The following is a 26,743-nucleotide window of genomic DNA, read 5'->3' as shown; positions in this document are numbered from 1 at the left end:
GCAACGCAACAGCCGACCTTTGACAAATGTAACGTCTAGCAGGCGTTGTGTTCATGATCACTCCCTAACCAGGACTCTGATAGCCAGGTGGGTGGTAACACGTTTAGGATTGAGATCCCCGATCAGGAGGGTGGTTATGGCAATCAATCTAAATGCCTTGGGTTCAAAGCTATCTCGCTACCGCGACCAGCTCGCGATGAGCCAAGAAGAGGTGAGTGCAGCCGCCCTGATTCCACTTGAACGGTTACGATCAATCGAGTCAGGAGTCACTGAGCCCTCGGGTGATGAGGTACTCATCCTGGCTGATCTTTACCGCTGTGATTTCAAGTTTTTCATTTCAAATGAATCGCTGGCTCCGTTTGAACAGACTGACATCCTGTATCGCAAACATGGTGATGAATTCACGAAGGACGACCGCAGGGCCATTCAGGAATTTCTGTACCTCTGCGAAACAGAAGACTTCCTGATGAAAGAGCTGAACATCAGGCATCGGGCATTCGATCCATCCTCTGCGTCTGGCCACTTCAAGACTGATGGGATTCAGGCAGCTAAAGCCTTTAGACGCTTCAACCAACATGGCAGTAATGCAGTACCCCGAGATGTTTACCAGGAAATCAGGCAAACCGGCGTGCACGTATTCCGGCGACAGCTCGGAAATTCTGGCATCTCTGGGTTGTTTTTGGATCACCCCACCGCCGGACAGTGCATTCTGGTCAACTACAGCGAGGACATCTACCGGCAACGATTTAGTGCGGCACATGAGTTTGCTCACGCACTATTCGATGCTTCAGGTGGCCCAAGCATCACGTACTCCCGCACTCCCAAAGGGGATTATTTGGAGCTGCGGGCCAACACGTTTGCATCGCATTATATAATGCCGCCAGAAGTCCTCCGTCAGCTTCCCAATCCTGAGGGCTGGACGTCGATGGAAATAGAGCATTGGGCTCAAGAGCTGAGAGTCAGCTGTTTTGCGTTGGCCGTGAGCCTCAAGTCTGAGGGGCTGGTTGGCGACAGCGCATTCGAGCGCATCAAGTCCCACCGCGTGCAACGGGATTTAAAGATCGATCCCGAACTGCCAGCACAGCTAACGCCGCATCAACGCGACCGTAAGTCCAGGCTGCTGGCGAAAGGGCTATCCGATAGTTACGTCGTCCTCTGCATGGAGGCTGCGAGCCAAGGGCTGATCACCCACGGTCGTCTTGCTGAAGCACTGCTTTGTGATTCGGATGAACTCCACGATCTGCTCAGCCTTTACGGAAAATCTCGCAATGGCCATTGACCCGTCTCGTTTTCATCTCATCAATGTCACTGATACCTGTGCCGTATGGAATGTGCTGTCTTCCCCAACCTTGTATCGGGCAGCACTCGCTGCACAATGCCATTTCTGCGTCACTGGTTTTGTGCAATACGAAGCCCTTGTGAAACCGAGGACGGCGCCCACCGATGAGAGCCGTGAACTTCAACGTCGGTTGATTGATGCTCAAAAGAGTGGTCACTTCCCTGTGAGCGCATGCAGCCTGGACGATCTGCAGGCAATCAGCCAATTGCAAGATCGCAAGCGCCTCGGAAAAGGTGAACTATCGACGATTGCTTTTGCTATGAGCCGAGGCCTTGCTGTCCTTACCGACGACCAGGGCGCTCGGAAACTCTCGGCGTCAGCGGGAAGCCATCCCACCCAGACAACCCCACATCTCCACAGCTGGCTGATTTTTAAAAGACGACTCGACGATGCCGACCATACCGACGTACTCAGTCAGCATGGCGAGATGAAAGGCAGTCTCGCACGCCATCTTGAGGACGCCTACTTCTTGGCTTTGCAATGCATACGGAACGCACTGTCAGGTGGTGGCCAGTGTTGAACGCTTTCGCAGATATCGAAGCCGTCTATCCAGTAGCACATTCTTGGCGGATCAAATGTTCGGGCTTGGGACGCCCCATTCATACTGGTAAAATGATGCTTGCCTGAAATGGCTGTCATCCGAGAGTCCACATGACTTCACAGTTAACTGAACAAGAAATGCGCCGTGCGCTTTTTGGCTCCTTTGAGCCTGTAACGCAGGATTCAGCTGCCCCGATCCAGGAGCCGGTTCCTGAGGTTGTGTTCGTGAAGCCTGCGGCGCCTGGAGCCAGGAAGAAAGTAGCCAAGGCATTCACCCCCCGACTGCGAGTAACCCTGCGTGTAGGAAATGAATTTGAAGGCAAAACATTTGAGCTCACCCACGAAGCCAACACGCTGAGCAAGCTCTTAGCAGAGCAAGAGGCGGTAAAAGCGGCGCGCAAAAAATACCGTTATGTGGAAGTCGTCTCCATCAACACGATGTAGCTCGTATGAAGACCTAGGAATCGCTACCGATTTTTGACGTACCCTGAAGGTTAGCTGCTGGTCGGTTTCTGCCTCGTGCTGCTGGCTGTACTGGGTCGAAAGCGATCGCTCGGGACTGACTCTGTAGATAGAGAACGCACATATTCTGGCCAGATCCGATGCGAACGCCTGAATAGGTCGAGTGCGATGGGGTGGTCATCTGGGATGCGCGTCATTATGGTTGAGGTCGAACTCGATCAGCATGTCGACTCCTTGAGTGGGCTCAGTGCCCGGAGTATGGCAGCGTCCGGATCGGGTACGCCTTTCGCTTCGTACTTTTTCCCGCGCTTCCCACTGCAGGCGGTTCAGCATTACCTCATCCGGCTCAGGTAAAATACACCGGACAGTAGGCACTGGTGGCCGAAAATGAGGTCTACCAGGACGGATAGATCGAGGTTGGGCGACGTCTGCGTTGGCTCGCCGCAGCACAATATCTGATGGTTAGGGGGAATGAATGGCTCAGTTTGTTCGAAAGCGCATTGTCAAAGACTTGATCGAAGAAATAGTTGAAATTGATGCCGTGTCACTTGAGTTTGTAGGTCACAAAGTTCTCGAAATCCTTGAAGGTACCCCCCTGATTCAGCGCGGCGTGAACAAGGACTACAAGCCGGTCGGCTACACTTTGGATACCTACTCTCACGATTTCAAGGTGGTGGGTGAATATAGCACTGAAGAAGGTTACTTTGTTGGTGTAAAAGCCGCCGATGACAGTATTAAATTTGCAAAAATTGAGAAAGATTTGACTCATGTGTTGGCGCATTGCGCTGGTCGAGTTCCAGAGAGAATTTATTTGGTCTCTAGCGAGGAACAGCCGGCGTCCTTTCGTGTTAAATTTAACAAAACTAAATTGGCCGAAGAGTTCTCAGAACAGATTCGATTTCTAAGCGCACGTGATCTTGCTGAGCATATATTTGATGCATCCATCGGCAATTCAAATCACGCCGATTTTTTTCGCGAGTATTTTCCAGATTTCGGGCAGAATCTTGACAATTACGCATACTTTGGCCGTGTACCGCCAGTTTGTGCGGATTTCAAAAGTGAAGAGATTTTCTTTCGCCAGATCCGCGATCATTTCGCTGCCGGCCCTCAGATTTGCGTGCTGCATGGGCTGAGCGGAGCAGGCAAAACGCAAGCCGCAATTAATTACGTTCGCGAGACCCTGGATGAATACGAAAACTATATTTGGATTTCCGGAGAGGATTGGAGGCCTGATGTAGCCCTTAGCGCGATAAAACGGGTTCGCGGCGGGGTCGCCATCAACGTTGCGGGGATATTCAATGCCTCTAAAACCCTGCTTATCGTAGACGACCTGACTCGTGCGTTGCAGCCCAGCCAGCTAGAGTCGGAGCTGGCTGCCGGGTTCGGTCAGGGCGGCAGAGTGCTGGTAACCTCTCAGATTGGAGCGACTGGTAAGGAGGAGGCCAGGGTTTGTGTCCCGATTGAGCGAGTCTCCCATAAAACAGCATTTCAGATTTTAGATGAAAGCGAGGCGACCGCTACTGACGCTTGTCGAAGGTTTGTCGATGAATGTCGATTCTCACCTCTTATTCTATCGATCGTGCGAAGTCTAGGTGACGAGGACAATATATCCAAGGAAGATTTGTATCGGGAGGTGCTTGAGAGCCCTGGTGAAGCACAGCAAGCAGATGGCACCTCAATACTGTCGCTAATGCTGGGGAAGTTGAGTCCGGAAAACCGCAACGCCTTAGTCAAGATCGCCAATGGTGGCTGTAGAACCTACGAAATAAAATTTCTCAACAGCTTCATTGGCACAATGGCGCGAGCGGCGCTACAGAGATTGGCAATTCTGAGCCGAACTGCTACCTCCTCAACTGTTGCCGTGCATGAGCTTATTTGCCGGGCCGTTCGCACCGCTGAGGACGACGGCGTTTTGGCCACCGCCATCGAACAGTATGTGAGTCTCAGCCACGGTGAAATGGTTCCAAGCACGTTGCGCCAGATCCATTTGGCCGTCGCGCAACTCAAGTCTGCGAATCATCGAAAAGGGGATAGGGCGCCTGATTGGCTGACATACGCGCTCATGCAGGTTGACCCTATCAGGCATTTAGTGCCCAGCTTGCATGAAACCTCAGTCACTGGTGATATGCCGATGGCCCAACTGCTGTGCGTCGTGGACGCCAAGGAAGGACATGCCTATACCCTGCCTCAGGAAGAGCGTAGCGCGTACTACGAACGATGCGCTGAAGAATTTGGCCAAGCTCTCGATTCGGCTTCTGATCCAGAGGTGCGAGCTGAGCTGCTGCACCATCAAGGGAAAGCATTTCGTCGCTGCGCTAAGCCAGAGCTGGCGCTGGATTGTTTCAAGCGCCTACTAGCTGAAAAACCCGATTGGCACGCTGCTCATGGTCAGGTTGCACATCTAGGCACCCAGAAAGGTGTTCCGCAGACAATGGCGGCAGAGGGTGAGATAGCCAATAGATATCTTATCGACCGCACGCTTGATTCGCCGGAGAAAGTTCCGCTTCGCGTTTCGCTAGCGGCCATTAGCAGGCTTAGGAGCTACTTTACGCTTAGTGATCAAATCAAGAATGATTCGGTAAAGGTTCAACAGCTCGCCGATGTCGTTGGGCTTTCGGCGCTGGAAGGCTTCGATCAATTCTATGAGGCATTTCTGGCCCTCACTAGCCTCTATGGGTATCACCACGCTGGTATCTGCCTTGTCCTCGCTGAGGCATTTCCAGAGATGCTGACGATTCGTCCCAACTCTGTGGAGGCGCGACAATGGTCGAATACGTGTGAAGGGCTGACGAATGTTGCCGTTGCGGCTCGCTCGGCTGGGAAGCAGGCGCTTGCCAATGAGCTCAACGAGGCGGCTTGCAGCTTCGCAGATGAAGTCAGTCGCGGTGACCGGTTGACTTCTTACACAGCTCGTGTGGTAGCGAAGACGTTGATTGAAGCAAACAGAGCGTCAGGTGCCTTGGTGGCGATTGATAAGGTACCCCCAGACCGTATTGATCACTGGGTACTCTATCAAAAGACCCGGGCTGAGCTGGCCTTGGGTACCCCAGAGCTTGCAATTGAATCTGCGACGCTTGCATTGGATATGGTTGAGAATGATGAAAAGGCACAAGGCAGAAGGAATATTTATCATGTCCAGCAGAGCCAATGTTGGGAGGCATTGGGTGAAGTAGAAAAGGCCGTAGCCAGTATGACAGCTGCATGCGAGCTCACCACTGACCTCAAATACCGCGAACAGTTGGAATCTCAACTCCAAAAGCTGACAGCGAAATTGCCATAGCATCATAGTGTTATGCGCGTCGCAGACTGCTTTCTGAATGGCAGGACGCGCATTCCACTCCGCTAGTTTCTACAGTGGGTGGCTTTTTGAGGGCGGGCAACACAAAGAGCAGGGGATCCTGGCTCTTGTTTTATGGCTTGGCTCTGTCCCGGAGACGTCCGGGTTACGACGAGTTGTCACGTTTGCATGTGCGCATGGCAGGCTCAGGGTTAGGGGTTCTGGCTAATGCTCTTTTTCAGCTTCTCCGCAGAGTTGGTACGAGCTTCATGATGGGTTCATTGAGATTCGGTACAGACTTCATTGGCACATTGCCCGGTACCTGCAATCTTTCTTGGTCAGCCAAGGCCGTGCCAGCCCCAAGATCCGAGATGATTTCTTTACCTCGTATTTGGGGCTTTAGTTCGTGGCCGATGGCGGTCACAGCTCCAGAGTTTGCGGCTCTGTAGGGCTCTGGCTCTCAACGAAACGATCCATGGCTGCTGCTATCTTGACCCTCGATGGTGCGCGTTGAAGGCGGTGTACTTGATCACCTCAGAACCTGGACAGCCGAGCTAACACGTGATCCCGAGAGCCAACGCGCTGCTCGCGGATCGCATCGTGAAAAGGGTGGTTGAGAGACCTATTAGGTCATTGCTGTGCTGTGCACCACAAAAAATCGAGGTTCAGAGCAAATCCCTCGCGAGGCCATCGTGGTTAAACGGGGAGGGTTGCTTGGTTGCTTTGATCATCTCCCTTGAGTCGGCGAACAGTGTTTTGTCGCACCGACGGCGCATCTCACTATTGAGCCTGCGCACGAGGCCCTCGGAGGCTTGCCTGATTCCTCGTCCGTAGGTGTCGCTTTGACTGACGATGTAAGCGACCCTTGGAGAAATGGGGAAATACACATCCGAATATCGCAGCGAATTGTCTTCACTCTCGTTCGCCAACGCAGACGGGTGAACATTTATAACCGGATTGTCACTCGTTACGAATGGAGTGTTGGTCTGGTTTTCCAGAATAACGAAATGTCCGGAGATGGCTGTCATCGAGAGCTTCACGCCAACGTTCGCACCTAACATGAAACTCATGAGCCACCAGTGTTTCTCCACCAAGTCGCAAAGCGCCTGTGACGCTACACGAGCGGTTGAGATCGCGTTTTTCTTCCACTGATTGGTGCGAGTCATCTGCTGCCCAATGTAACTGTGAAATCCCTCTGCGGCTTTCAAGGAGGAGCTGAGGTAGGAATAGTTGCCCAGTCGAATTTCGTCGAGTGCCCGGCGTCCAGCATCCTCAAAACGAGTGTGCAGGTTTTCCATGAGATTGAAGGCCAGCATCTCCTGCCCACGCGGCTGGTCGGCGTCGCCGTATGCTTGATAGGCGCAGGATACCTCCATCACTTTGGCAAGCAACGATCTGTGTATCGGCTGTAGTTCAGCGTCGAACGCGCTGATCCAGGTCAGCAACGACTGCTCTTCGGCCTCAGAGACGGGCGACATTTTGTAGAAGCCGTACTCGCACGCCAGAATTTTAGAGTTACTTGCGCTGATTCCTCCGTTGCTTCGGTGGTAAATGTCTTTGTTGGCATTGGCCCAGCCGCGAAGATAATGGGCCCACACATAATGGTTGTGCTTGCTAATTTTTCCTTGACGCAACTGGGTTGTCCTTTTGAAGTCATGTGGGGAGGCCTCCACTTAGGGGTGCGAAAGGTTGGATCAGAATACGTGGCTGAATGCTCGGTGAGAGGCATCTTTTCGCCTTTGAGCGTCGGTGTGCAAACGAGAGAGCTTGGCCGCTACTCACAACAATCGGCTTTGCCAAGTGCGCTGACCTTACGAATACCCCTATAAAAAACCGTAAGGGAATGAGCCTTTCGCGAAGGATGCGCATTCGGTGGGCATGCACTGCTGGCCCAGTCGGCAACGCTGGGTAAACGAGTCGCCGCTGACGAAATCACTCAGGTAGCTCCAATGCATTGAGCCAAGTCTTTCCGCTTGTCGAGTCTCGCTTTCACCATGCGATGTCAATGCAGTTGACATACTCCTAATTTTGCACAAAAATGCCGGTTGACAGTAACCGTTTTCTGCACGCTTTTAGGAGCGCCATGCATGCCCCAAATCCAGCATCCAAGTGATTTCGAGCCTAAGCTGACCCCCAAATACTTGGGGATCGTATGCAACAACGTGCTGGACGCGGCCTACCGCGCCCTAGTCGCGGCATCAACGGACGACGACACGAACTGGACGGTTGGGACACTGCTTTATGGGCGCGTACATGGCCGGTTCAAAACCATGCATCGTGATAAGTCGTTGGCTTGGTTCCAGCTCGCTAATAGCACGATGGACTACACCCCAAGCGTCAATGGCGTCTTGATGCAAGTCGTCATGGACGATCCAGATGTGCGCAAGAAAGCGCATCGCATGGCGGCTAGCCGAGCCGAGCTGTATCAGGCGAGCCTACTGGGCCCTTCGAACGACGGCAACCTAACCTGGCGCCTGTATGTCGACAGCGACGGCAATATGGAAGATCCCAAGCTGACTGTTACGGTGATGGGATTCGATACCAATCAAAATGTCGTTTGTCAGTGGATGCACGATTACACACCACTGCAGTCCGTTCGTACGATCGATTTGCCAGTGGAAGTAGATATTCCGGAACAATTCCCTACTCGCAGGGAAAAAGATGCCGACCGAAATGTACCGATAGACGCTGACCAGATCGATGAATGATAGAAATGGTTTTTTGCCGCTTGGGGATGAATTTTCTCCAGACAAGCTTCGGCTCGCACGATGCGCTGCGGGCCGTTCGCTGGCTGACATCGGTGACCTGCTCGCGGTTACGCGACAGTACGCCCACAAGCTTGAAATCAACGCCGTGCCATCTCCGGCCCAGCTTCAACAGTTGAGCGATTTGCTAGGCGTTGATGAGCGTTTTTTCTTTACCGTTCGCCGAGGGCAAGTAGACCTTGAGCAGTGCCATTTTCGTAGCGTGCGATCCTCCTCTCAGACGCTGAAAAAGACAGTCGCTGCTCAAGTGGAAATGTTTGAATTGCTGGTTGATGAGCTTGAAAAGGAGGTCGACTTTCCGGCGGTTAGTTTCAAACCCTACGACGGGCCGACGCCGACAGCAGGGGACATTGAGAAAATCGCCGAGAAGTTTCGCCGCGACCACGGCCTGGGCCTTGGCCCCATATCCAGCATGACCAAGCTGGCTGAAAAAGTCGGTGTTCTCGTCGTCAACTTGGCTGATGTCGACGAGCGCGTGGATGCTTTTTCGCTCTTCAACAAACGACCGTTGATCGTTCGCAGTACGGCCAAAAGCAGCCCAGGCCGTCAGCGTTTTGACCTAGCTCACGAGCTCGGTCATCTGGTCATGCACCAAGGAATCGAGACTGGTTGCCGGCACACCGAGGATCAAGCAAATCAATTCGCGAGCGCGCTGCTGATGCCGCGTGCAAGCTTTGCTTCTGAGTTCCCTGCAATGCGCGGTCGGTACCTTAACTGGCCGGCGTTGAAGGAGCTCAAATTGCGCTGGAAGGTAAGTTTCAAGGCATTGATTTATCGGGGTAGGGCGCTTGATCTCCTTACCGCCGAGCAGGCGAAATCGGGCTTTACCCATCTCAGCCGCAAGGGATTCACCAAGGTTGAAGAATATGACGATCTTCTCCCATTAGAGGCCCCTATGCTGGTGCAGAGGGCTTTGGATTTGCTGGACTATTCCAGCTGGAAAAAGGTATTAGTTGCTTCTGGATTGACGTTTGAGTGGGTCAGCGGGCGGTATTTGTTGAACGTACCGGCTTCACCACTACGACTCGTCAGCACACACTCTGGGTAGGAGTGCCACCTACAGCTAGACTGGCGCGCACCGCTGTTGTCGCGATGCGTGCTCAAGATCCTGCTCCGGCCATCTCGAATTCGCATCCCGGATGACCTTGATCCTTGATCAGCCCTTCTTGAGCCAGACCTGCTCTCTGCGTTGATGTTATGAGTGAGGTTCCTGCTGTACTAGCCATAACCAGATGTCCCTAAAGAATTTCGGCGCCTCTAAACAGGTGATCAATGCTCGGTAAGCCCCAAAATGGTTTCGGATTTTGTAACCTGTCTGTCAATATCACGCATCTTGCAAAAACCATCGCTAGTTCGTCTTCCCGTGCCAATCTGACCCACGGCAGATTCATAATACAACTGGATTGATTTTTCGGAGTAGCTGGCTGTTTTTATACCCACGGTTTTTGCGAAATTTCCCATTTCTTCACGGACAAAATTAACTGTCTCGGCCACTGTTTTGCTTCTTGAAGTATCCCAGGCCCACAGGCCTACGATCTTATTTTTGACCCTGTTCCATTGCCCTACTACACAAGGTTTGTATGTATAGTCAGACATGAATTTTGAATTATCAAATTCGTCAGATGAGAAGCGATGGTACCCTCCCTGCTCAATGAATGCACTTAGTAGTGCTGTTCTTAGCTTGTACAAAGCGTCATCAATGTTTTTAGGTGTTTGATCTGTTGGTATTGCTAGTATTAAGTGATCTTTTAGTTCGACTTCTTCAATTTTTATCTGGTGCTGTCCGCCCCCGAAGATTTTAATATTTGAAGAGAAATGAGCAACCTCATTCGCGCTAGTCCTGACTAGGTGAGCTAGCTGCTCATCACGGTAAGACGTTTTACTATGTAGCCACAATGCTTCTTTTTTGAACATGGTTGCGTCATAATAAACCTCATCCAATTCATGATATGATTCAAAAAAACGCTTATATATTACCTCTCCTGGGACGTGATTGGTAATGCCGTATAGGCTATAGTATTTTAGATAGTTATACTTTTTTTCAAATTCTGTTAAGAGGGGCTCCCACTCTCGCATTGAGCTCAGCAGCTTATCCAAAATTTCATTGGTCAGGAAATTTTTGGTAATTTCAATTGGGGAGTCATCTGCCAGTTCATCTATCAAAGCCGCACGAGCTAGTTCAGGCTCTCCCTGTTTTACTAGTTTACGATTTTTCTTGAGCTCGACGAAGCGAAGGCATCCCATTAGCGCCAAAACCCTGTCAAGCTGAATAGGGTTGGTAGAGATAGTGAAGCCCGCTTGTTTCAATGTCTCATCTAATTCTCCCCTGAAAGCTGCCAGCTTTTCAAATTCATCCGGGCTCTCCAGCTTTAATCTCCGGATGCAGTATTGTTGTACAATTATTTCGTCGATTTTTTTCATGTCATTCATATGTATGACGCTTTCATCTTTGGTGCGATTTCCGCGAGACTTTAAAAATTCTTTTCCCATAATTTTTTTCCAAAAATAATTTAGGTTGCGCCAATTCTGCACGCCATCTGAGTAGGTGTGAGGGGCAGGTACCTAGCGGCTGAGCCGATAATGTATCAAGCTCGCCCATCGGTGTGTGAAACCATATCCCGGCGATGCCGAGCATGCGCCCCATACCTCAACACGCATCAGGTATGGGGCGACCAGTCTGTCGACGGCTGGTAATTTTGGCTATGTCGATAACGTTGTCGGCCTCATACATCTGACGGTGATAAAAATGATAGTGAATACTCTAATCGATACGGTACGGGCTCCTATGGGTACTGCTCGCCTCCTTGAAGGTCACAGTACGCTCCAGCGTGCAAGAGACGCCAATCTGACGTGCGATCAAATTCGTACTGTCTTCCCCGACGTCGCGGATTGCGCCGACGAAGCAATTCTCGGCTTTGTAGAGATCGGTCGTCGGCTTATCGCTGGTGAGGCGCGTTTTAAAGGCAAAGCATTTTCTGCTAAGACCTCAACAGCCTTTGGCTGACAGGTAGCTTGCCGCTGATGGGCACCCGGGGCGCTGGCAAAATCCGCCGCAAGCGCCTAGGACGTATGCGTCCGGCCAAGTCAACTACCCAGCCCCGCAAAGCCAAGACATGGTGTGCACTTGAATTTTAAGTGGACACCAGTTCTAGCCTTTCAAGCGGGTATTTCATGCAGCCAACACGCCGTTGCTATTCCGAGTCCTTCAAGGCCCAGGTCATTCAAGAGTGTGCACAGCCCGGCGCTTCGATTGCCAGCGTCGCGCTCGGCCATAGCCGAGCCCCGAGAAGTGCAGAGGACACCTTTCTACCGACTGCACGGCACCTGTTATTAAGGCAGGAAGAATCTGCGCCAGGCCATTTTGGGGAACGTGAGAACCTATCCTCGGCACGTACCGAGGGGATAGGGACGGACTCATCCGTAGTAGTGATGAAAGACCTGTAATGGGGCTGGAGCGAAGGGGTGGGGATCACTTTCGTTATGCGGGACACAACTCAAATGAGGATGACGTTTTAGTGCAGCGAAAAGCATTCGAGATACCGAAGTTGCTGGTGTGGATGGCGTATCAGGATGTACGCCGCAATCGTGGCGCGCCGGTCTGTGGTGGTCAGAGGCTCACGGACTTTGATCGGCGACGCGATCATAACCTCTACCGCATCTGGAACCGGCTGTGTTCAGGATCGTATTTCCCGCTACCTGTATGGAAAACCGCATTCCAAAAGACAATGGCAAGGAGCGCATCCTTCGCATCCCAACGGTCTCTAATCGGGTAGCCCAAGGCGCAGTGAAAAGATATGTGAAGGCTGTGATCGATCCGATCTTCCATCCTGACTCGTATGGGTACAGGCCCGGAAGATCGGCCCACGATGCCTTGCGTCAATGTTCCATCCGGTGCCGTCGTAAGAACTGGGCACTGGAGGTGCATATCAGCGCGTTCTTCGACCACGTTGGGCACGACCTGATAATTAAGGCTCTGGAACATCACCAGAGCCGAAATGGGTGATCTCGTAGTGTTGACGCGGGCTGTAAGCGCCGATGCAGAGTGAGGCAGGGTTGCTTCAGGAGCGGTGACGAGGGACACCTCAACGAGTCTTTTTGCGTCCTTCAATTGTTAGTTAAATAATCATTATATGGGTTTTTTCTCGTTAACTTGGATTGGCAGTCATTGGTTTTCTTGGTCGTTTAAGCCGATAATTGATGAGCGCTTTATTGTTATTTTTGCAATTATACTGATAATGATCTTTAAGGCTTTTTTCTCGGAAAAATCAAAGATCCTACTTGCGTGATTTTCCTATTGCATCTATGTTGGTTTCATCAGCTTGGCTAGTTCGTCGCCTTCAAAAAAATATGAAAGCGAGGGAGCCTGTATTTTTAAACCGGAGCTAGGAATGCATAAGAAGGTGTATCAGAGAACGGGCCCTCGCATCGCGCACTACTTTCGATACGTCCATCTAACAAGTGAGTCGCGCCCGGACTTTATCCCAGAAGCGTTTCCTATGAACTTCCAGTATGACGATGAGCATTGGTCGCCGGGCTTCCTTCTGAGGGCTGCAGTGCGTCTGCAGCACATCTTGGCTACCTTCGGCATCCGAGAGGGTGAAAGAACCATCCATAGCGCGCAACCAGCAGTGTGTTTCGCAAGTTTCAGTTTGGCTGACCTGATCGCGGTACGTGACGGTTTTCGCCCCCACAATGATGCAGCTACGCAGTATGCCCTCACCTTACCCGTAGCTGTCGCGGAAAAAGGCGGCATTCACCCTGTGGTTGAAAGTAACGGCGGGCAAGCGCGTCCTGAGGATAGGGCGATACACGAGAGCCAAGAGCACAAAAGCGAAGATGCTCGGTTGAAGTTTAAGCGGTCTCGTAACAACGATGGTAACCGCGAGTGGCGGTGGCAGCACGCAGGGAACTACAGTCGTCGTATTTCAAAGATTGAGATGGATGGGTGGGAAGGTCATACCATTCCAGGACTGAAGCTATCCCAAAAAAAGTGGTCGGGGATAGGAGTTGTGGTGCCGGACATGGTGAGTGCTAGAGCTTTACAGTACGACATAATATCTCTAATTGATCGGAAAATTATTTCTGAAACGCAATTCGATCACATTCTTGTGTGCGAGTACCTGCCTGCAAGCATTGAAGGTCTCAGCGAGGATGAGGTGAGGATTGCTTTCGCGAATGCTTGTTATGACTTCAAATCGTGCTTGAACCTTAGTGCGATGACTTGCTGCATCTCTCCGCTGGATTTTAAAGCGCGCGTTTTACAACAGGCTGCGCTTGTCCCCAATAAACCTAATGTCGAAGAGGGAGGTTGCTGGCTCTGGTTTGAAGACAATACTCACGAGTATGTGAGGGCCTTGGTAAAGGCTAATCTAGTCAAGGTAAATAAACACGGGCGTTATTTGGCATCTTTGGGAGACGTGATTGGCCAAAAAGATCTACGTGAGCGTGAAAAGATAGCGTTGAAGCTCTCTGGCGATTTGCAGAATGATTTTGGAATTCGGAGTACCTATTTTAGCGTTTTGAACTCTGGGTTGTTTGATGACATTCCATTCTTCAGCGGCGAACAATGTGGAGGAGCATACTACGTCGCGGATGTCACAGCGGACGTTGATCTACTAACCACCTCAGAGCAGAGTTCGCTTAAATGACATGCATTCGCGACACAATGATCTACACGCTAGAGGATTTGTGTGAGGAGGTTACTCATCCGGAACTAGTTAGGCTTTCTTTGCCGGAGGTTGCAATGGTTCCTTTTGATATAGGTGCCTTAGCCTATTCAGTCAGGGATATACCAGTAAGCCGAAAAAAAATCCGGGCCACTTCAGATGCGACACCGGTTGATGAAAAGTCGTTGAGGCAAGAGCGCATCGGATTAGTCGAAGCGATTTTAGATGTTGTTGTTAAGGATTACAAACGTCAGTCATCTATATATCCCTTCTTAGGGACGATAAGGCTTGTCATTGATTGGTTTGACCTCAATAACCACCAGGATGTCTTTCTAAATCCAGACTTATGCCGACGAGCATACTTGGATTACATTGCTGCGTTGGAACATAAGCTTCATGTGACCCGCGAGCTGGGAAAGATTCGATGCTCATTTCTGCAGTCAATCGTGAAACGTTTAATCGAGCTGAAGTTTGGAAAGGAGGCCGCGTTATCGATAATAGGGGGGATTAAAACATTACGGTTCGACAGATTTATCGAGGGCGAAATTCCAGAGGAAATGCGCATTCGCAATCAGATAACTGTTCTGCTTGATCTGGCGCAGAAGTTATCTGCAGCATTGATGGAGGTCAGACCGTTTCCATTCGTTCTGGATATAGCTGGGCAGCATTCATGCTTTCTTCCCTACGTGAATGGGATGATCAGTACTGAGAGAAATCCGAAAGTAATAAGTTCGATCGATACTAGCAGTGGTAGCATTCTGAATGCTGAAGAGATCGTTAGAAAACATGGGATAGATAAAAGTGATGCTCTTAACCGACTTAAAGGATTAAGAAAGACGCTAAAATCTGCAAACAGTAACCCTCATTGTCGTGTCCGGAATGCGCTAGCATCCTTGGCGCTCCAGGCTTATGCGAATATATTCATTTATATCACCGCCGCATCAGCCGGAGAATTGTGTCAATTTGACTTTGATGACGGGGTTCTGATTACTGAGGATACACTCAGGAAACAGCTCAAAGCCATTAAGTTAAGAGCTAATGGGCGAGTGACTAAGTATACAATTGGGCGGAAGACAGGGCTTAGGCTTCTTCGCGAGTACCTAAAATTTCGTAAGTGGGTTGCGCGCGGCGAGGAATGTGATCAGTTGTTCATCAGTTTCAGAGCGGGTCTGAGGTCTATCACTGGCTTGTCGAAAAGATTTCAGTGGACATTGTGGACGAGAATCCGTGATCTTTACTTTGATGCATCGGCTGAAAATATATCGCCAAAGCTTTCTCGGAAAGTAAAAAGTGTGGTGCTGTTAAGTATCGAGCATTCTTTGGAAGTTGTTGCTGATGTTCTTAATCATACTGAAGAGGTTAATATTCGGCATTACTCACATCCATCGATCGATGGTCAGCGCCGTGAGTACAGCAACTATTGGGCCGCTGTTAGAAAGGTGGCGCAGGTTGTGCAAGAACGCGATAAAGCCGATACGACCTCAATCGCCGCAGGGCAATGCAACTCGCTCAATAATCCCGAACCGAGTGAAGAGTTGATACCTATCCAGCCCATATGTGAATCCCAGCTAGGATGCCTGTATTGTGTACATTTTTCATGTCATGCGGATGAGGAAGACACCTTCAAGATATTGAGCTTGGCGTATGTGATTGAAACTGTCCGAGCAATTGCAACAGCAGGCAGTCAAACTATCAGGTTGTTTAAAGATCTGGATATACGGCTTGCTGAAATAATTAGCGCTATTTCCTCGAAATCTGATATGACCAAGGGGGTGGTTGAAAAGGTCAGGCATCGGGTATTTGAGTTGGGAGAGCTAACTCCATTTTGGGAGTCGCGACTACAGCGCTACGAGCGTATGGGAATCCTATGACCAGCATCTACAACCCTATATCAAGCGACGCCTATCCCAGTGACGATCATATCGTCCCAGTAGTAGGGAGTATCCGACCCGGAGCTCGGCCTCCAGCGGATTTCATAATTTGTCGTGATAAAGCTGGCATGCCTACCGCCATATACGGCGAATATATTTGGGATATTAACCCATTGAGGCTAAGTGCGAAATACTTGTCAAAGCTTAGATTTGACAAGTTTTTTGAGGGTGAGATGAACGCCGAGCAGGTTGCAATTGTAGATGAAGCGAAATATTTAGTATTTTGCTTCATGTACTATGCCTCTATTGGATATGGTGGTTCTCTCTCCCCGGCTTCAGTCCTAGACTATTTCATTACCCTGCGCATCATCGGAAGATTTTGCTATAAGATGAAAGGGAACCCCCTAGTCGGCGTTCTGAGCTTTGAAAATATATTCACGACTCCGGTGTATATGGGGGCTGTTTTAAAAGAGCTGAAGTCTCGTCCCCAGCAGCAGAGAAATACTATGAGCATACTGAGTCGAATGGCCTTAATGGGTCGATCGAATCTTGGTTATCTCGTTATTGGCAAAACTGATGAATTTGATGTTGCAGCTCCAAAGAAGTCCCAGCAACATCCAGCTATTCCAAGTATGCTGTATATAAAACTTATCAATGGGTTGAGCGAAGATCTTGGGGTGATCGAATCTATTGCACCAATCCTTGAGGATTTTATTGGGAAGTTCGCTGATCGGTGCTATGCAGTTGATTCCCGGACTCAGCATAAGATTTTGGACAGTACAAATGTTGAGTTGCTGCCTGACTTTGGCATGGCAGCGGCGTCTCACAATTTGGCAGACTTCTTCTCTGGCGATTATCATTGCGATTCGCGGCAACGTTTTACGGTGCTTTTGACCACTATCCAGCACGTCGCCAAATACACGATTCATCTTTACACGGGGATGCGCGATCAAGAGGTCGGACGCTTGCCATTTGATTGCATAGCAAACGAGCAAATTGAACCTGCAACCTATGATGACCGTGGATTTTTACGTGACCCTGAACTGATGATAAATATCATTTCTACAACGACTAAGTACACTGGATATCGCCAAGAGGCATCGTGGCTTGCCACAGCGGAAGTGGTAAGGGCCGTGAGAGTCGCGCAAGCTGTCTGTAGGGGGCTGGCTAAAATACATGGCGTTGCGCCGGAATCGTTGAATCTATTTACCAGCAGTGGGGTGATCAGGAGCCTCCAATCCTCTCCACGCCCGGCCACCATTGAACATCCATCGCAACCCGCTTTCATGAAACGCTTGACAATTTCACAGGCCGATCTGGATGAGCTCAACCTAACAGACCCTTGCCGAATTTTTCTCCCGGAGGATGGATATGAGGTTGGAAAACCATGGCCGCTGAGCACGCATCAACTCCGCCGATCCCTAGCGCTATATGGAAGCAGCAGCGGTTTTGTTTCTTTGCCTAGTGTGAGTAAGCAGTTTAAGCACTTCACCAAGCAGTTAGCCAAATACTATGCAAATAATTTTGAAAAAATAAAGACAATATTTGGGAGTTACGATCCTGAAACTAGGGAGTTTACACTTCCTAATACCCACTTTCTTTACGAATTTCAACTAGCTATGCCGATGCAAATGGCCTATGAGCTGATAGCTGATGTATTAGGCGAGATGCCTTTGTACGGCGGTGGCGGCGCTCAGATTCAGGCTCAGAGGGAGCGTATTGCCTCAAATCAGATCACCGTCGTAGAGTTTCGAGAAGATACCATGAAAGGGTTCAAGTCTGGAGAGTTCAGTTATCGAAGTACGTTTCTTGGGTCATGTACGAAAAATGGTGACTGTGACACCTATATGCTTGGTCAAGTTACTACCTGTTTGACATGTGACGGGGCGGCGATTTCATTGATAAAATTGAAAGCTGAAATCGAAAGCGGTGAGCGTGAATTGCTAGCTTACGCAGTTGGTTCCGGCGAGCGCCAAATACTTGAAAGGGAGCTGGATACAATGAAATCCTTTTATGCAAAACATAAAGCGAAAGAAAATTTTAAGCAATGAACAAGCCTGCTAATAAAAATGGTTTTGAGCGCTGTAGAGTTGCTTTTGAGCGCCTTAAGGCTGGGGAGCCGCTACACCCTGCACACAAAGGGCTGGCTCCTTACAAGGTAACTCCAGCGGTAGTCAGTGTAGAGGCAGGCTTCGATCCGGGTTATCTCAAGAAGTCTCGGGCAATTCACGCAAGTCTTATTGATGAGATAAACAGGTTTCGGCGGGCTAATAAACCCGATTCATCTGTAAATTTGACGCGGCTCAACAAAGCATTAAAAAAATTAGAAGAGAAGGAGTCGGAGATTTTGTCGCTAACGAATCTCATGCAGAGAGTTGTTGCTCAAAATCTTCAGCTTGTCGACAGAGTAAGACTTTTGGAGTTAGAGCTAAAAGGCTACCGAAACGTAACAAAGCATCCGCATGGGTAGTTTGGTTTCATCTAGGTAATGCGTTTTCAAGTATGTAAATTTATTTTATTATGATATTTATTCACAGATACTTAACTTGCTTGGTGCGCTTTTGTCTCGTTACAAGCTCTTAGTGGAGCTTGTATTTGTTGAGTGAGGTTATCTTTTTTGAACTGTCTCAGTTGCTGTATTATTCCGTATTTGACTTCTTTATTCCGTCGTCTTGCAGCATGTATTCGCCTCCCATGATCCAGTCTTCCCAGTCTTCTTGCGCTTCCAGGTTGGCATTGACCGACTTGAACAGTTTCAGATAATGCTCAGTAGTTTCGCGGTCGCTATGGGCTAGCCTAACCTGAATGATTGAAATCTGTTCGTGCGGGGATAGCTTTCCCGCATCTACCAATGGCTGCAAGTATTGATATAGCTGGAAAGCGAAGGTCGCTCTTAACCAATGGAATACAAAGTCTTTCGGAAGCTCGTTCCCCAAGTACTTTACCATTTTACGCTTAATGGTTGAGGTGACTTGCCCTTTAGCAGGTGTCTTTAAGAAAGGGTAAGCGGGATCATCTTTGGATATGTAGTAAGGATTTCCCTGCTCAGACAAGTAAACGTAGACATCTCCGGAGTTCCAGCTCTCACTTGATTCTGCCATCCTGGCTTCAATGAATTTTTTCTTTCGTCTCAGATATGTTGGGCTTTTGACCCATACCAATAGTCGAGATGCTAGTCCTTTCGGGATGTAAATTGTTAGGGGCTTATTGTGCTTGGTATCGATGCCAGTTCCAGGGCCGCACTTTAACGCGTACGTATTATCTCTCCTTAGATTTTTATCCGTGAACTGAGAGAGGTGTCTGGCGCGTAATGTAAGAACTGTCTGCTTTCTCCCTCCTGTCATCAACGCAGTGTCGACGATAAGCCGTTCTTGCACGAGCCATTTATGCTTTGTGAGAGAGTCTTGAAGTGATTTCAGTTGAAGATTAGTAAGCGGCCTGAGATCCTCGCCGTCATCTCTTACCGTGCCTATGTCTGGAGCGGCACTTAAGGGAGTAGCCAGCGTTTGACTTCTCTTTAATCGTTCAATGATACGGGAACCTTTAGCAGTTGAAATCCGTACCATAAACTTTCGGACAGTGTCGACGCGATCCAAGTCAATGGCGTGCCAATAGCGAGAAACGTACTCGTAGAAATTATATACGGCGCCAGTGTACTGGTTTGTTACTCTACTACTCCGTTGGCTTTTTGTTTTTAAATGCTGGAAGTACTTGTAGCTTGGTCGGAGCGACGGGCGCTTTCCCGAAAAATCTTTCCAGTCGATCTCGTGCGACTCACAAAAGATCAGATACTCAAGCAACTCGCCTGCAATGCGTCTTGCTTGATCTGTAGGGCGGTCGTCGGGGTGCTGGTTCTGAATGAGATGGTGGAGGTAGGAATTAGCCTCAACCCACGGCGTCCCGTCTTGGTGAAACAAGAATGGAAAGTTGTACGCATTCCGCAGGTGCTCATCACTCTCAACCTCGTCTTCGCGATAAAGCTCCGGCGAAAACTGACAGCCATGCAGCTGTTCAGGTACCGCTCCTGTTGGGCAGACGGTTGCGTACAAGGTAGCAAATGCGTTGGGGATGACGGGTATGAGTAAGATTCTGCCTGCATGTGTGGAATTGACGTATGAAGCCATTGCGATCACTACCAGCTTTAGTTGTAGTCAAGGCTAGGCGTTGCGGCCAGTCTGTCAATTTTTTTGTCAATCTCTAAGATACGCGGTGCAGTCAATCATCATGCGTTACACGTTAGGCAGACGCCGCAGTACAGAATCTCGATGGCCACGTCGTCCGGCCGCGGGCTGCGGCGGCTGAACGTCATGGGGGCGAGGGGGGCGGTGGCGGACTGGGCGGCGTAACCGATGGCTGTGTACATGAAGAACCTCGCAGAAACGATGACGGTTAAGGCGGTGTATTGTCCCCAGGCAGGGCATTGCCGGCCATGGTCATTCCTCCACCTGTCATGCCTGATCCTCCGGATTTCACGAATCGAGTAGGGCGTCACGCCGCTGATCTGCGATGATGGCGGTGTCAAATCCTCTGTACGGCTGCCCATGTCTCCTCTTTCCCATTCCGATGCCAACGCCGAGTTGGTCGCCCTCATCAAACCGCTGGCGTCGCGCCCGGGTTTCGTCGACACCCGCGTCCCGGGCGTGCAGGCGATGTCCTGGGATTACTACGTCGCCAGCAGCCCGCAGATCTATGAACCGAGTCTGGTGATCATTGCCCAGGGCAGCAAGCTCGCGCGCCTGGGCCCGCGAACGCTGGAATACGGCGCCGGTCATTATCTGGTGCAGGCGCTGTCGGTGCCGTTCATGTGCGAAACCTTCGCCACGGCCGAGGCGCCGATGTATGGCGTCGCCGTGTCAATCGATCGCGCGCTGCTGGGCGAGTTGGTGCATGCCATGGGCGAGGCGCCGAACGTCAAGGTCAAGGCGCAGACGCCGGAATCCATGACCTTCGCCGAGCTGGATGCGCCGATGCGTGAGAGTGTCGAGCGGCTATTGCGCTGCCTGCACGATCCGCTGGACGCACGAGTGATGGGCCAGGCGCGGGTCAGGGAGGTGGTGTATGCCGCGTTGCGCGGTCCCCAGGCCGGGGTGCTGCGGGCATTGGTCGAGCAGACCGGCCACTTCGCGCGCATTGCCGCGTCGCTGCAGCATCTGCGCGACCACTATGATCAGGCCTTGAGTGTCGAGGATCTGGCGCGCTGCGCCAACATGAGCGCCTCGACCTTCCATGAGCATTTCAAGCGCAGCACGCTGCTGTCACCCGTCCAGTACTTGAAACGCGTGCGGCTGCTCAAGGCTCAGCAGATGCTCATCGGCGAGGGCATGGGCGTGGCGCAGGTCGCGCACAAGGTCGGGTATCAGAGCACGTCGCAATTCAGTCGCGAGTACAAGCGCTACTTCGAACGCAATCCGGGGGAAGAGGGCGAGCGGCTGAAGATATCAGCGTGAGGGGTGACGCTGAACCTCAAGAGCTTCCCGGCTAAAGCCGGTCCTACGAAGGTTACGCGGTGTCTTTGTGGGACCGGCTTCAGCCGGGAAGAGGCCAGTGTGTGCAACATCAATTGCACGATGGCCGCTGACGCCTTCCCGGCTAAAGCCGGTCCTACGAAGGTTACGCGGTGTCTATGTGGGACCGGCTTCAGCCGGGAAGTGGCCAGTGTGCGCACCATCAATTTTGCACGATGGCCGCTGACGCCTTCCCGGCTAAAGCCGGTCCTACGAAGGTTACGCGGTGTCTTTGTGGGACCGGCTTCAGCCGGGAAGAGGCCAGTGTGTGCAACATCAATTGTGCGATGTGGCCGCTGACGGATTGCCGGCTAAAGCTGGTCCTATGAAGGTTACGCGGTGTCTTTGTGGGACCGGCTTCAGCCGGGAAGAGGCCAGTGTGTGCACCATCAATTGTGCGATGTGGCCGCTGACGGATTCCCGGCTAAAGCTGGTCCTACTCAGAATCCTTTACATATTGGGATAGGTCGGGCCGCCTGCGCCTTCCGGTGCTACCCAGGTGATGTTCTGCGACGGATCCTTGATGTCACAGGTTTTGCAGTGGACGCAGTTCTGCGCGTTGATCTGGAAGCGCTTGGCGCCGTCTTCCTGGGTCACCACCTCGTAAACCCCCGCCGGGCAGTAACGCTGGGCAGGCTCGTCGTACTTGGGCAGGTTGACGCTGATCGGGATGCTCGGATCCTTCAGCTTCAGGTGGCACGGCTGCTCTTCTTCGTGGTTGGTACCGGAGATGAACACCGAACTCAGCTTGTCGAAGCTCAGCTTGCCGTCGGGTTTCGGGTAGTCGATTTTCTTCGAGTCGGCCGCCAGCTTCATGCACGCATAGTCCGGCGTGGTGTCACGCAGGGTGAAGGGGATCTTGCCGCCAAACAGGTTCTGGTCAACGAAGTTGAACGCGCCGCCGAGGATCGCGCCAAATTTGTGCACCGCCGCGCCGAAGTTACGACTGGCGAACAGTTCTTCGTGCAGCCAGCTGGCCTTGAAGCCCTCGACGTAGCCGTTCAGCGTGTCACCACCCTCGTTGCCGGCAAACAGCGCATCCGCCACCGCTTCGGCGGCGAGCATGCCGGACTTCATGGCGGTGTGGCTGCCCTTGATCTTGGCGAAGTTCAGGGTGCCCAGGTCGCAACCGATCAGTGCGCCGCCGGGGAAGACCATCTTTGGCAGCGAATTCAGGCCGCCCTTGCAGATGGCCCGTGCGCCGTAGCTGATGCGCTTGCCGCCTTCCAGGTACTGCTTGAGGACCGGGTGGTGCTTGAGGCGCTGGAATTCGTCGAACGGCGACAGGTAAGGGTTGGCGTAGGAGAGGTCGACGATCAGGCCGACCACGACCTGATTGTTTTCCAGGTGGTAAAGGAACGAGCCGCCGGTGTTTTCGGTGCCCATGATATCCAGCGGCCAGCCGGCGGTGTGAACCACCAGGCCCGGCTGATGTTTGGCCGGATCGACTTCCCAGATTTCCTTCAAGCCGATGCCGTAGTGTTGGGCGTCGGCCTCACTGTCCAGCTTGAAGCGATTGATCAGTTGCTTGCCGATGTGACCACGGCAGCCTTCGGCGAACAGCGTGTACTTGCCGCGCAGTTCCATACCGGGGGTGTACAGGCCTTCTTTCGGATTGCCTTCACGGTCGACGCCCAGATCACCGGTGAGAATCCCGCGCACCACGCCGGTCTCATCGATCAGCGCTTCCTGAGCCGCGAAGCCCGGGTAGATTTCGACGCCGAGGTTCTCGGCCTGCTGTGCCATCCAGCGGCACAGGTTGCCCAGGGAGATGATGTAGTTGCCTTCGTTGTGCATGGTCTTGGGCACGAACACGCCCGGGACTTTCTGGCTGGCGTCCGCACCGGTCAGCACATAGATGTCGTCGCTTTTGACCGGGGTATTGAGCGGGGCGCCCAGGGCTTTCCAGTCGGGGAACAGCTCGCTGAGGGCGCGGGGTTCGAACACTGCGCCGGAGAGGATGTGAGCACCGACCTCGGAGCCTTTTTCCACCACGCAGACGCTGATTTCCTGACCGGCGTCAGCGGCTCTCTGTTTCAGGCGGCAAGCGGCAGACAGCCCGGCGGGCCCGGCTCCGACGATGACGACGTCGAACTCCATAAATTCGCGTTCCACAGGCTATCTCCTACTCAAGGCTCAACGGCGTATTTTTTAGGCGTATTTTTATAGATGGCTAAAACCGACCCCCGGAAGCTCATTTATCCGGGTGTCGTCTTGAAGGCGCGCATTATATCTACACCACCTCGCAGGTCCAATACAAACGTTTGTTTGAATCGGCCGAAACCCTGATAAATCATGGTGAGACGGCTTGTGACTGGCGTTTATGTCGTATTGACCCGACCCGGCGTTGCGGTCAAGATACGGGCGGTTTTGCGCTCGCTACAGTTGGCCGCCGGCCTTGTCGGCTGCGTGCAAACTGTCGGTAGCAGAGCACCGCTAAAAGCAACGTGAGCATCGCCCCCGCGCAACCCTCAGCCCCAGGCCTGCGGCGCGCTGCAGTTTACACGGGCGGGCAACGTCTGGCTTGGATTGCCGCCGTAGCGTGGCCGCTTTTGCTGATATCAGCATTCACCAACCACGAATACGTTGTTTTCACAGGTGTTCTTTACACTGACGAGTACCCATCGCCGGGCAAGGCCTGGCGATTTTCTTTTCACCGGAGAGAAACGAGGAATCCATGAAGGTTCTTGTAGCTGTCAAACGAGTGGTCGACTACAACGTCAAGGTTCGCGTCAAAGCGGACAACTCCGGCGTCGATCTCGCCAACGTTAAAATGTCGATGAACCCCTTCTGCGAGATCGCGGTAGAAGAAGCCGTCCGCCTGAAAGAGAAAGGCGTGGCGACCGAGATCGTCGTCGTTTCCATCGGCCCGACCACCGCCCAGGAGCAACTGCGTACCGCGTTGGCACTGGGTGCCGATCGCGCCATCCTCGTGGAATCCGCTGACGAACTGACCTCCCTGGCCGTGGCCAAGTTATTGAAGGCCGTTGTCGACAAAGAACAACCGCAGCTGGTCATTCTCGGCAAGCAGGCGATCGACAGCGACAACAACCAGACTGGCCAGATGCTGGCTGCGCTGAGCGGTTATGCCCAGGGCACCTTCGCGTCCAAAGTCGAAGTGTCCGGCGACAGCGTCAACGTCACCCGTGAAATCGACGCCGGCGCGCAGACCGTTTCGCTCAAGCTGCCGGCCATCGTCACCACTGACCTGCGTTTGAACGAGCCGCGCTACGCGTCGCTGCCGAACATCATGAAAGCCAAGAAAAAGCCCCTCGAAGTGCTGACCCCTGATGCGTTGGGCGTTTCGATTGCGTCCACCAACAAGACCCTGAAGGTTGAAGCGCCGGCTGCCCGCAGCGCAGGCATCAAGGTCAAGTCGGTTGCTGAACTGGTTGATAAACTGAAAAACGAAGCGAAGGTGATCTGATGACGACCCTGGTTATCGCTGAGCACGAAAACGGCGCAATCGCTCCCGCCACTCTCAATACCGTTGCCGCGGCCACCAAGATCGGTGGTGACATTCACGTTCTGGTCGCCGGTCTGAATGTCGGTGCCGTCGGCGAAGCAGTTGCGAAAATCGCAGGCGTGTCCAAGGTCCTCGTGGCTGACCACGCAGCCTATGAACACCAGTTGCCGGAAAACGTTGCCCCGCTGGTCGTCGAGCTGGCTTCGGCCTACAGCCACGTGCTGGCCGCTGCAACCTCCAACGGCAAGAACATCCTGCCGCGTGTTGCTGCCCAACTGGACGTCGACCAGATCTCCGAGATCATCTCGGTCGAAAGCGCTGACACCTTCAAGCGCCCGATCTACGCGGGTAACGCCATTGCGACCGTTCAGTCGTCGGCAGCCGTGAAAGTCATCACCGTTCGCGCCACCGGCTTTGACGCCGTTGCAGCGGAAGGCGGTTCTGCTTCGGTTGAAGCCGTCAGCGCGGCCCATGACGCGGGCAAATCGTCCTTTGTCAGCGAAGAGCTGGCCAAGTCCGATCGTCCGGAGCTGACCGCTGCCAAGATTGTCGTTTCCGGCGGCCGTGGCATGCAGAACGGCGACAACTTCAAACACCTATACACCTTGGCTGACAAGCTGGGTGCGGCTGTTGGCGCGTCCCGCGCGGCCGTCGACGCAGGCTTCGTGCCCAACGACATGCAGGTCGGTCAGACCGGCAAGATCGTCGCGCCGCAGCTGTACATCGCGGTCGGCATTTCCGGCGCGATCCAGCATCTGGCTGGCATGAAAGACTCCAAGGTGATCGTGGCGATCAACAAGGACGAAGAAGCGCCGATCTTTCAGGTGGCCGATTACGGCCTCGTGGCGGATCTGTTCGAAGCGATCCCCGAGCTGGAGAAGCTGGTTTAATCCACTTCCCTGACTTATAAAGAGAACCCGTTCGTTCGGGCTGCCTGAGCGCCGGTCATCGTTCACTCGATGAACCAGCGCTCAGGCAGTCGGAGCTGGCGGGTTTTTTTATGGACTCAAAAAGGACGTTGTCATGTTGTCGCCAAAGCAGACGCTGGCTTCACTGCTGGGCGGGTTGCTGTTGCTGCCGTCGCTGGCCTGGTCTGCGGGCAAGTGTGACCGGCTGATTGTCACCGGCAGCCCGGACGCGCCGCCGTACCTGTGGCGCGACCCGCAGGACCCCAAGCACCTGATGGGCGCCAATGCCGACCTGCTCAAGGAGGTCGCGCAACAGATCGGCGTCAAGGTCGAGCTGCTGTATGGCGGCAAGCGCAGCCAGGCCCTGGAAGAGGTGCGCACCGGGCGCATGGACATGCTGGCGGACACGCCCCTCAACAGCGCCGAGCTGGAATCCCTGGATTTCATCCACCCGCCCATCGCCCAGAACGAGATCATGGTCTGGACCCGCACCGGCCATGAGCAGCCGTTCAATTCGCTGGCCGATCTGCAGAGCCATCCCGGCGCCATGTCTGAAAAAACCCGCGTGACACCTGTGTTCGATGAGGCGATCAAGGCGCACCTGACGCTGGAGAGGCAGGCCAGTCTTCTCCAGGCCTTTCAGAAACTGGCGGCGGGGCAGGTCGAGTTCGTCCTGGCCGGCCGCTATGCGGGGATGGCCGTGACCCAGGCGCTGGACGTCGCCAAAGACCTGCAAACCCAGCCCATGCCCCTCGATCGTCCGGGCTTTTATCTGGCGCTGTCGTTCAACTCCGCCTGCAACGATCCATGGCTGCGCGGACAGCTGGCGAAAAAAATGACAGAATTGGCCGCTTCCGGTCGCTCCAGTGAAGCCGTCACGCGCAACCTGGACCTGTGGAAAATCCAGTTGCAGCAGTCCGGTAGCGCCCTCCATCAGTAGGAATG

At 52.5% G+C, this 26,743-nt stretch carries 20 protein-coding genes and 1 pseudogene; 16 read left to right on the top strand and 5 right to left on the bottom strand.

Features of this window, described 5'->3' with window-relative positions; genetic code table 11:
* The first annotated feature begins 136 nt into the window (after window positions 1-136).
* The 4 genes from IFT99_RS18280 (at window position 137) to IFT99_RS18265 (ending at window position 5,621) form a co-directional block, all read left to right on the top strand.
* Complete coding sequence (locus IFT99_RS18280) at window positions 137-1,279, top strand: XRE family transcriptional regulator (protein ID WP_197986032.1); 1,143 nt, start codon at window positions 137-139, stop codon at window positions 1,277-1,279.
* Complete coding sequence (locus IFT99_RS18275) at window positions 1,269-1,859, top strand: hypothetical protein (RefSeq protein WP_192134108.1); 591 nt, start codon at window positions 1,269-1,271, stop codon at window positions 1,857-1,859. Before IFT99_RS18280 ends, IFT99_RS18275 begins: the two co-directional genes overlap by 11 nt.
* 131 nt (window positions 1,860-1,990) lie before the next feature.
* Complete coding sequence (locus IFT99_RS18270; protein ID WP_057428312.1) at window positions 1,991-2,323, top strand: hypothetical protein; 333 nt, start codon at window positions 1,991-1,993, stop codon at window positions 2,321-2,323.
* Window positions 2,324-2,816: 493 nt separating this feature from the next.
* Window positions 2,817-5,621, top strand: coding sequence for an ATP-binding protein (locus IFT99_RS18265; RefSeq protein WP_192134106.1), 2,805 nt, complete (start codon window positions 2,817-2,819; stop codon window positions 5,619-5,621).
* 662 nt (window positions 5,622-6,283) lie between these two features.
* Here IFT99_RS18265 and IFT99_RS18260 read toward each other — a convergent pair.
* The gene (locus IFT99_RS18260) at window positions 6,284-7,252 is read right to left on the bottom strand and encodes a DUF4238 domain-containing protein (protein WP_192134104.1); all 969 of its coding nucleotides are present in this window, start codon (window positions 7,250-7,252) and stop codon (window positions 6,284-6,286) included.
* 453 nt (window positions 7,253-7,705) lie between these two features.
* Here IFT99_RS18260 and IFT99_RS18255 point away from each other — a divergent pair, with 453 nt between their 5' ends.
* Together IFT99_RS18255 and IFT99_RS18250 are read left to right on the top strand one after the other, a co-directional pair.
* Complete coding sequence (locus IFT99_RS18255; RefSeq protein ID WP_192134102.1) at window positions 7,706-8,326, top strand: hypothetical protein; 621 nt, start codon at window positions 7,706-7,708, stop codon at window positions 8,324-8,326.
* Window positions 8,319-9,431, top strand: a complete 1,113-nt coding sequence (locus IFT99_RS18250) for an XRE family transcriptional regulator (RefSeq protein WP_057426279.1) — start codon at window positions 8,319-8,321, stop codon at window positions 9,429-9,431. The genes IFT99_RS18255 and IFT99_RS18250 overlap by 8 nt, the downstream gene beginning before the upstream one ends.
* 221 nt (window positions 9,432-9,652) lie before the next feature.
* Here IFT99_RS18250 and IFT99_RS18245 read toward each other — a convergent pair whose 3' ends face one another.
* The gene (locus tag IFT99_RS18245; RefSeq protein ID WP_192134101.1) at window positions 9,653-10,873 is read right to left on the bottom strand and encodes a hypothetical protein; all 1,221 of its coding nucleotides are present in this window, start codon (window positions 10,871-10,873) and stop codon (window positions 9,653-9,655) included.
* A 295-nt stretch (window positions 10,874-11,168) separates the two neighbouring features.
* Between IFT99_RS18245 and IFT99_RS18240 the strand changes: the two genes are divergently transcribed.
* The 6 genes from IFT99_RS18240 to IFT99_RS18215 all read left to right on the top strand — a co-directional run bounded on the left by IFT99_RS18240 (window position 11,169) and on the right by IFT99_RS18215 (window position 18,390).
* A complete protein-coding gene (locus IFT99_RS18240; protein WP_057426281.1) occupies window positions 11,169-11,387 on the top strand; it encodes a hypothetical protein in 219 nt (72 codons plus the stop codon).
* A 696-nt stretch (window positions 11,388-12,083) separates the two neighbouring features.
* Window positions 12,084-12,386 (top strand): reverse transcriptase domain-containing protein, encoded by a 303-nt coding sequence (locus IFT99_RS26900; protein ID WP_206758799.1) that lies wholly within the window; start codon window positions 12,084-12,086, stop codon window positions 12,384-12,386.
* Window positions 12,387-12,879: 493 nt separating this feature from the next.
* Window positions 12,880-14,031, top strand: coding sequence for a DUF4427 domain-containing protein (locus tag IFT99_RS18230; protein ID WP_192134099.1), 1,152 nt, complete (start codon window positions 12,880-12,882; stop codon window positions 14,029-14,031).
* Window positions 14,032-14,126: 95 nt separating this feature from the next.
* Window positions 14,127-15,920, top strand: coding sequence for a hypothetical protein (locus IFT99_RS18225; RefSeq protein WP_192134097.1), 1,794 nt, complete (start codon window positions 14,127-14,129; stop codon window positions 15,918-15,920).
* Window positions 15,917-17,971 (top strand): integrase, encoded by a 2,055-nt coding sequence (locus IFT99_RS18220; RefSeq protein WP_192134095.1) that lies wholly within the window; start codon window positions 15,917-15,919, stop codon window positions 17,969-17,971. Before IFT99_RS18225 ends, IFT99_RS18220 begins: the two co-directional genes overlap by 4 nt.
* The gene (locus IFT99_RS18215) at window positions 17,968-18,390 is read left to right on the top strand and encodes a hypothetical protein (RefSeq protein ID WP_017683598.1); all 423 of its coding nucleotides are present in this window, start codon (window positions 17,968-17,970) and stop codon (window positions 18,388-18,390) included. Before IFT99_RS18220 ends, IFT99_RS18215 begins: the two co-directional genes overlap by 4 nt.
* Before the next feature lie 169 nt (window positions 18,391-18,559).
* On the opposite strand, the gene IFT99_RS18210 is transcribed toward IFT99_RS18215, so the two are convergent.
* Together IFT99_RS18210 and IFT99_RS18205 are read right to left on the bottom strand one after the other, a co-directional pair.
* The gene (locus IFT99_RS18210) at window positions 18,560-20,044 is read right to left on the bottom strand and encodes a site-specific integrase (protein ID WP_192134094.1); all 1,485 of its coding nucleotides are present in this window, start codon (window positions 20,042-20,044) and stop codon (window positions 18,560-18,562) included.
* Window positions 20,045-20,160: 116 nt separating this feature from the next.
* Window positions 20,161-20,283 (bottom strand): annotated as a pseudogene (locus IFT99_RS18205) (NAD(P)-dependent alcohol dehydrogenase); the annotation flags it as partial.
* 178 nt (window positions 20,284-20,461) lie between these two features.
* On the opposite strand from IFT99_RS18205, the gene IFT99_RS18200 reads away from it, so the two are divergent.
* Window positions 20,462-21,367, top strand: a complete 906-nt coding sequence (locus IFT99_RS18200) for an AraC family transcriptional regulator (protein ID WP_192134092.1) — start codon at window positions 20,462-20,464, stop codon at window positions 21,365-21,367.
* Window positions 21,368-21,874: 507 nt separating this feature from the next.
* On the opposite strand, the gene IFT99_RS18195 is transcribed toward IFT99_RS18200, so the two are convergent.
* Complete coding sequence (locus IFT99_RS18195; protein WP_192134090.1) at window positions 21,875-23,539, bottom strand: 4Fe-4S dicluster domain-containing protein; 1,665 nt, start codon at window positions 23,537-23,539, stop codon at window positions 21,875-21,877.
* Between the two features lie 562 nt (window positions 23,540-24,101).
* On the opposite strand from IFT99_RS18195, the gene IFT99_RS18190 reads away from it, so the two are divergent.
* The 3 genes from IFT99_RS18190 (at window position 24,102) to IFT99_RS18180 (ending at window position 26,738) form a co-directional block, all read left to right on the top strand.
* On the top strand, window positions 24,102-24,851 hold the full coding sequence (locus IFT99_RS18190) for an electron transfer flavoprotein subunit beta/FixA family protein (RefSeq protein ID WP_065986283.1): 750 nt from the start codon (window positions 24,102-24,104) through the stop codon (window positions 24,849-24,851).
* On the top strand, window positions 24,851-25,780 hold the full coding sequence (locus tag IFT99_RS18185) for an electron transfer flavoprotein subunit alpha/FixB family protein (protein WP_065986284.1): 930 nt from the start codon (window positions 24,851-24,853) through the stop codon (window positions 25,778-25,780). Before IFT99_RS18190 ends, IFT99_RS18185 begins: the two co-directional genes overlap by 1 nt.
* Before the next feature lie 136 nt (window positions 25,781-25,916).
* A complete protein-coding gene (locus IFT99_RS18180; RefSeq protein ID WP_446731143.1) occupies window positions 25,917-26,738 on the top strand; it encodes a substrate-binding periplasmic protein in 822 nt (273 codons plus the stop codon).
* Window positions 26,739-26,743 lie beyond the last annotated feature (5 nt).

The organism is Pseudomonas sp. CFBP 8772, assembly GCF_014841665.1.
Lineage (GTDB): Bacteria > Pseudomonadota > Gammaproteobacteria > Pseudomonadales > Pseudomonadaceae > Aquipseudomonas > Aquipseudomonas graminis_B.
This window is presented reverse-complemented; position numbering and strand designations above follow the sequence as displayed.

Coding starts and splice junctions, on each gene's coding strand:
- IFT99_RS18280 (WP_197986032.1), top strand. CDS start 137: ATGGCAATCAATCTAAATGCCTTGGGTTCAAAGCTATCTCGCTACCGC.
- IFT99_RS18275 (WP_192134108.1), top strand. CDS start 1,269: ATGGCCATTGACCCGTCTCGTTTTCATCTCATCAATGTCACTGATACC.
- IFT99_RS18270 (WP_057428312.1), top strand. CDS start 1,991: ATGACTTCACAGTTAACTGAACAAGAAATGCGCCGTGCGCTTTTTGGC.
- IFT99_RS18265 (WP_192134106.1), top strand. CDS start 2,817: ATGGCTCAGTTTGTTCGAAAGCGCATTGTCAAAGACTTGATCGAAGAA.
- IFT99_RS18255 (WP_192134102.1), top strand. CDS start 7,706: ATGCCCCAAATCCAGCATCCAAGTGATTTCGAGCCTAAGCTGACCCCC.
- IFT99_RS18250 (WP_057426279.1), top strand. CDS start 8,319: ATGAATGATAGAAATGGTTTTTTGCCGCTTGGGGATGAATTTTCTCCA.
- IFT99_RS18245 (WP_192134101.1), bottom strand. CDS start 10,873: ATGGGAAAAGAATTTTTAAAGTCTCGCGGAAATCGCACCAAAGATGAA.
- IFT99_RS18240 (WP_057426281.1), top strand. CDS start 11,169: ATGGGTACTGCTCGCCTCCTTGAAGGTCACAGTACGCTCCAGCGTGCA.
- IFT99_RS26900 (WP_206758799.1), top strand. CDS start 12,084: ATGGAAAACCGCATTCCAAAAGACAATGGCAAGGAGCGCATCCTTCGC.
- IFT99_RS18230 (WP_192134099.1), top strand. CDS start 12,880: ATGAACTTCCAGTATGACGATGAGCATTGGTCGCCGGGCTTCCTTCTG.
- IFT99_RS18225 (WP_192134097.1), top strand. CDS start 14,127: ATGGTTCCTTTTGATATAGGTGCCTTAGCCTATTCAGTCAGGGATATA.
- IFT99_RS18220 (WP_192134095.1), top strand. CDS start 15,917: ATGACCAGCATCTACAACCCTATATCAAGCGACGCCTATCCCAGTGAC.
- IFT99_RS18215 (WP_017683598.1), top strand. CDS start 17,968: ATGAACAAGCCTGCTAATAAAAATGGTTTTGAGCGCTGTAGAGTTGCT.
- IFT99_RS18210 (WP_192134094.1), bottom strand. CDS start 20,044: ATGGCTTCATACGTCAATTCCACACATGCAGGCAGAATCTTACTCATA.
- IFT99_RS18200 (WP_192134092.1), top strand. CDS start 20,462: ATGTCTCCTCTTTCCCATTCCGATGCCAACGCCGAGTTGGTCGCCCTC.
- IFT99_RS18190 (WP_065986283.1), top strand. CDS start 24,102: ATGAAGGTTCTTGTAGCTGTCAAACGAGTGGTCGACTACAACGTCAAG.
- IFT99_RS18185 (WP_065986284.1), top strand. CDS start 24,851: ATGACGACCCTGGTTATCGCTGAGCACGAAAACGGCGCAATCGCTCCC.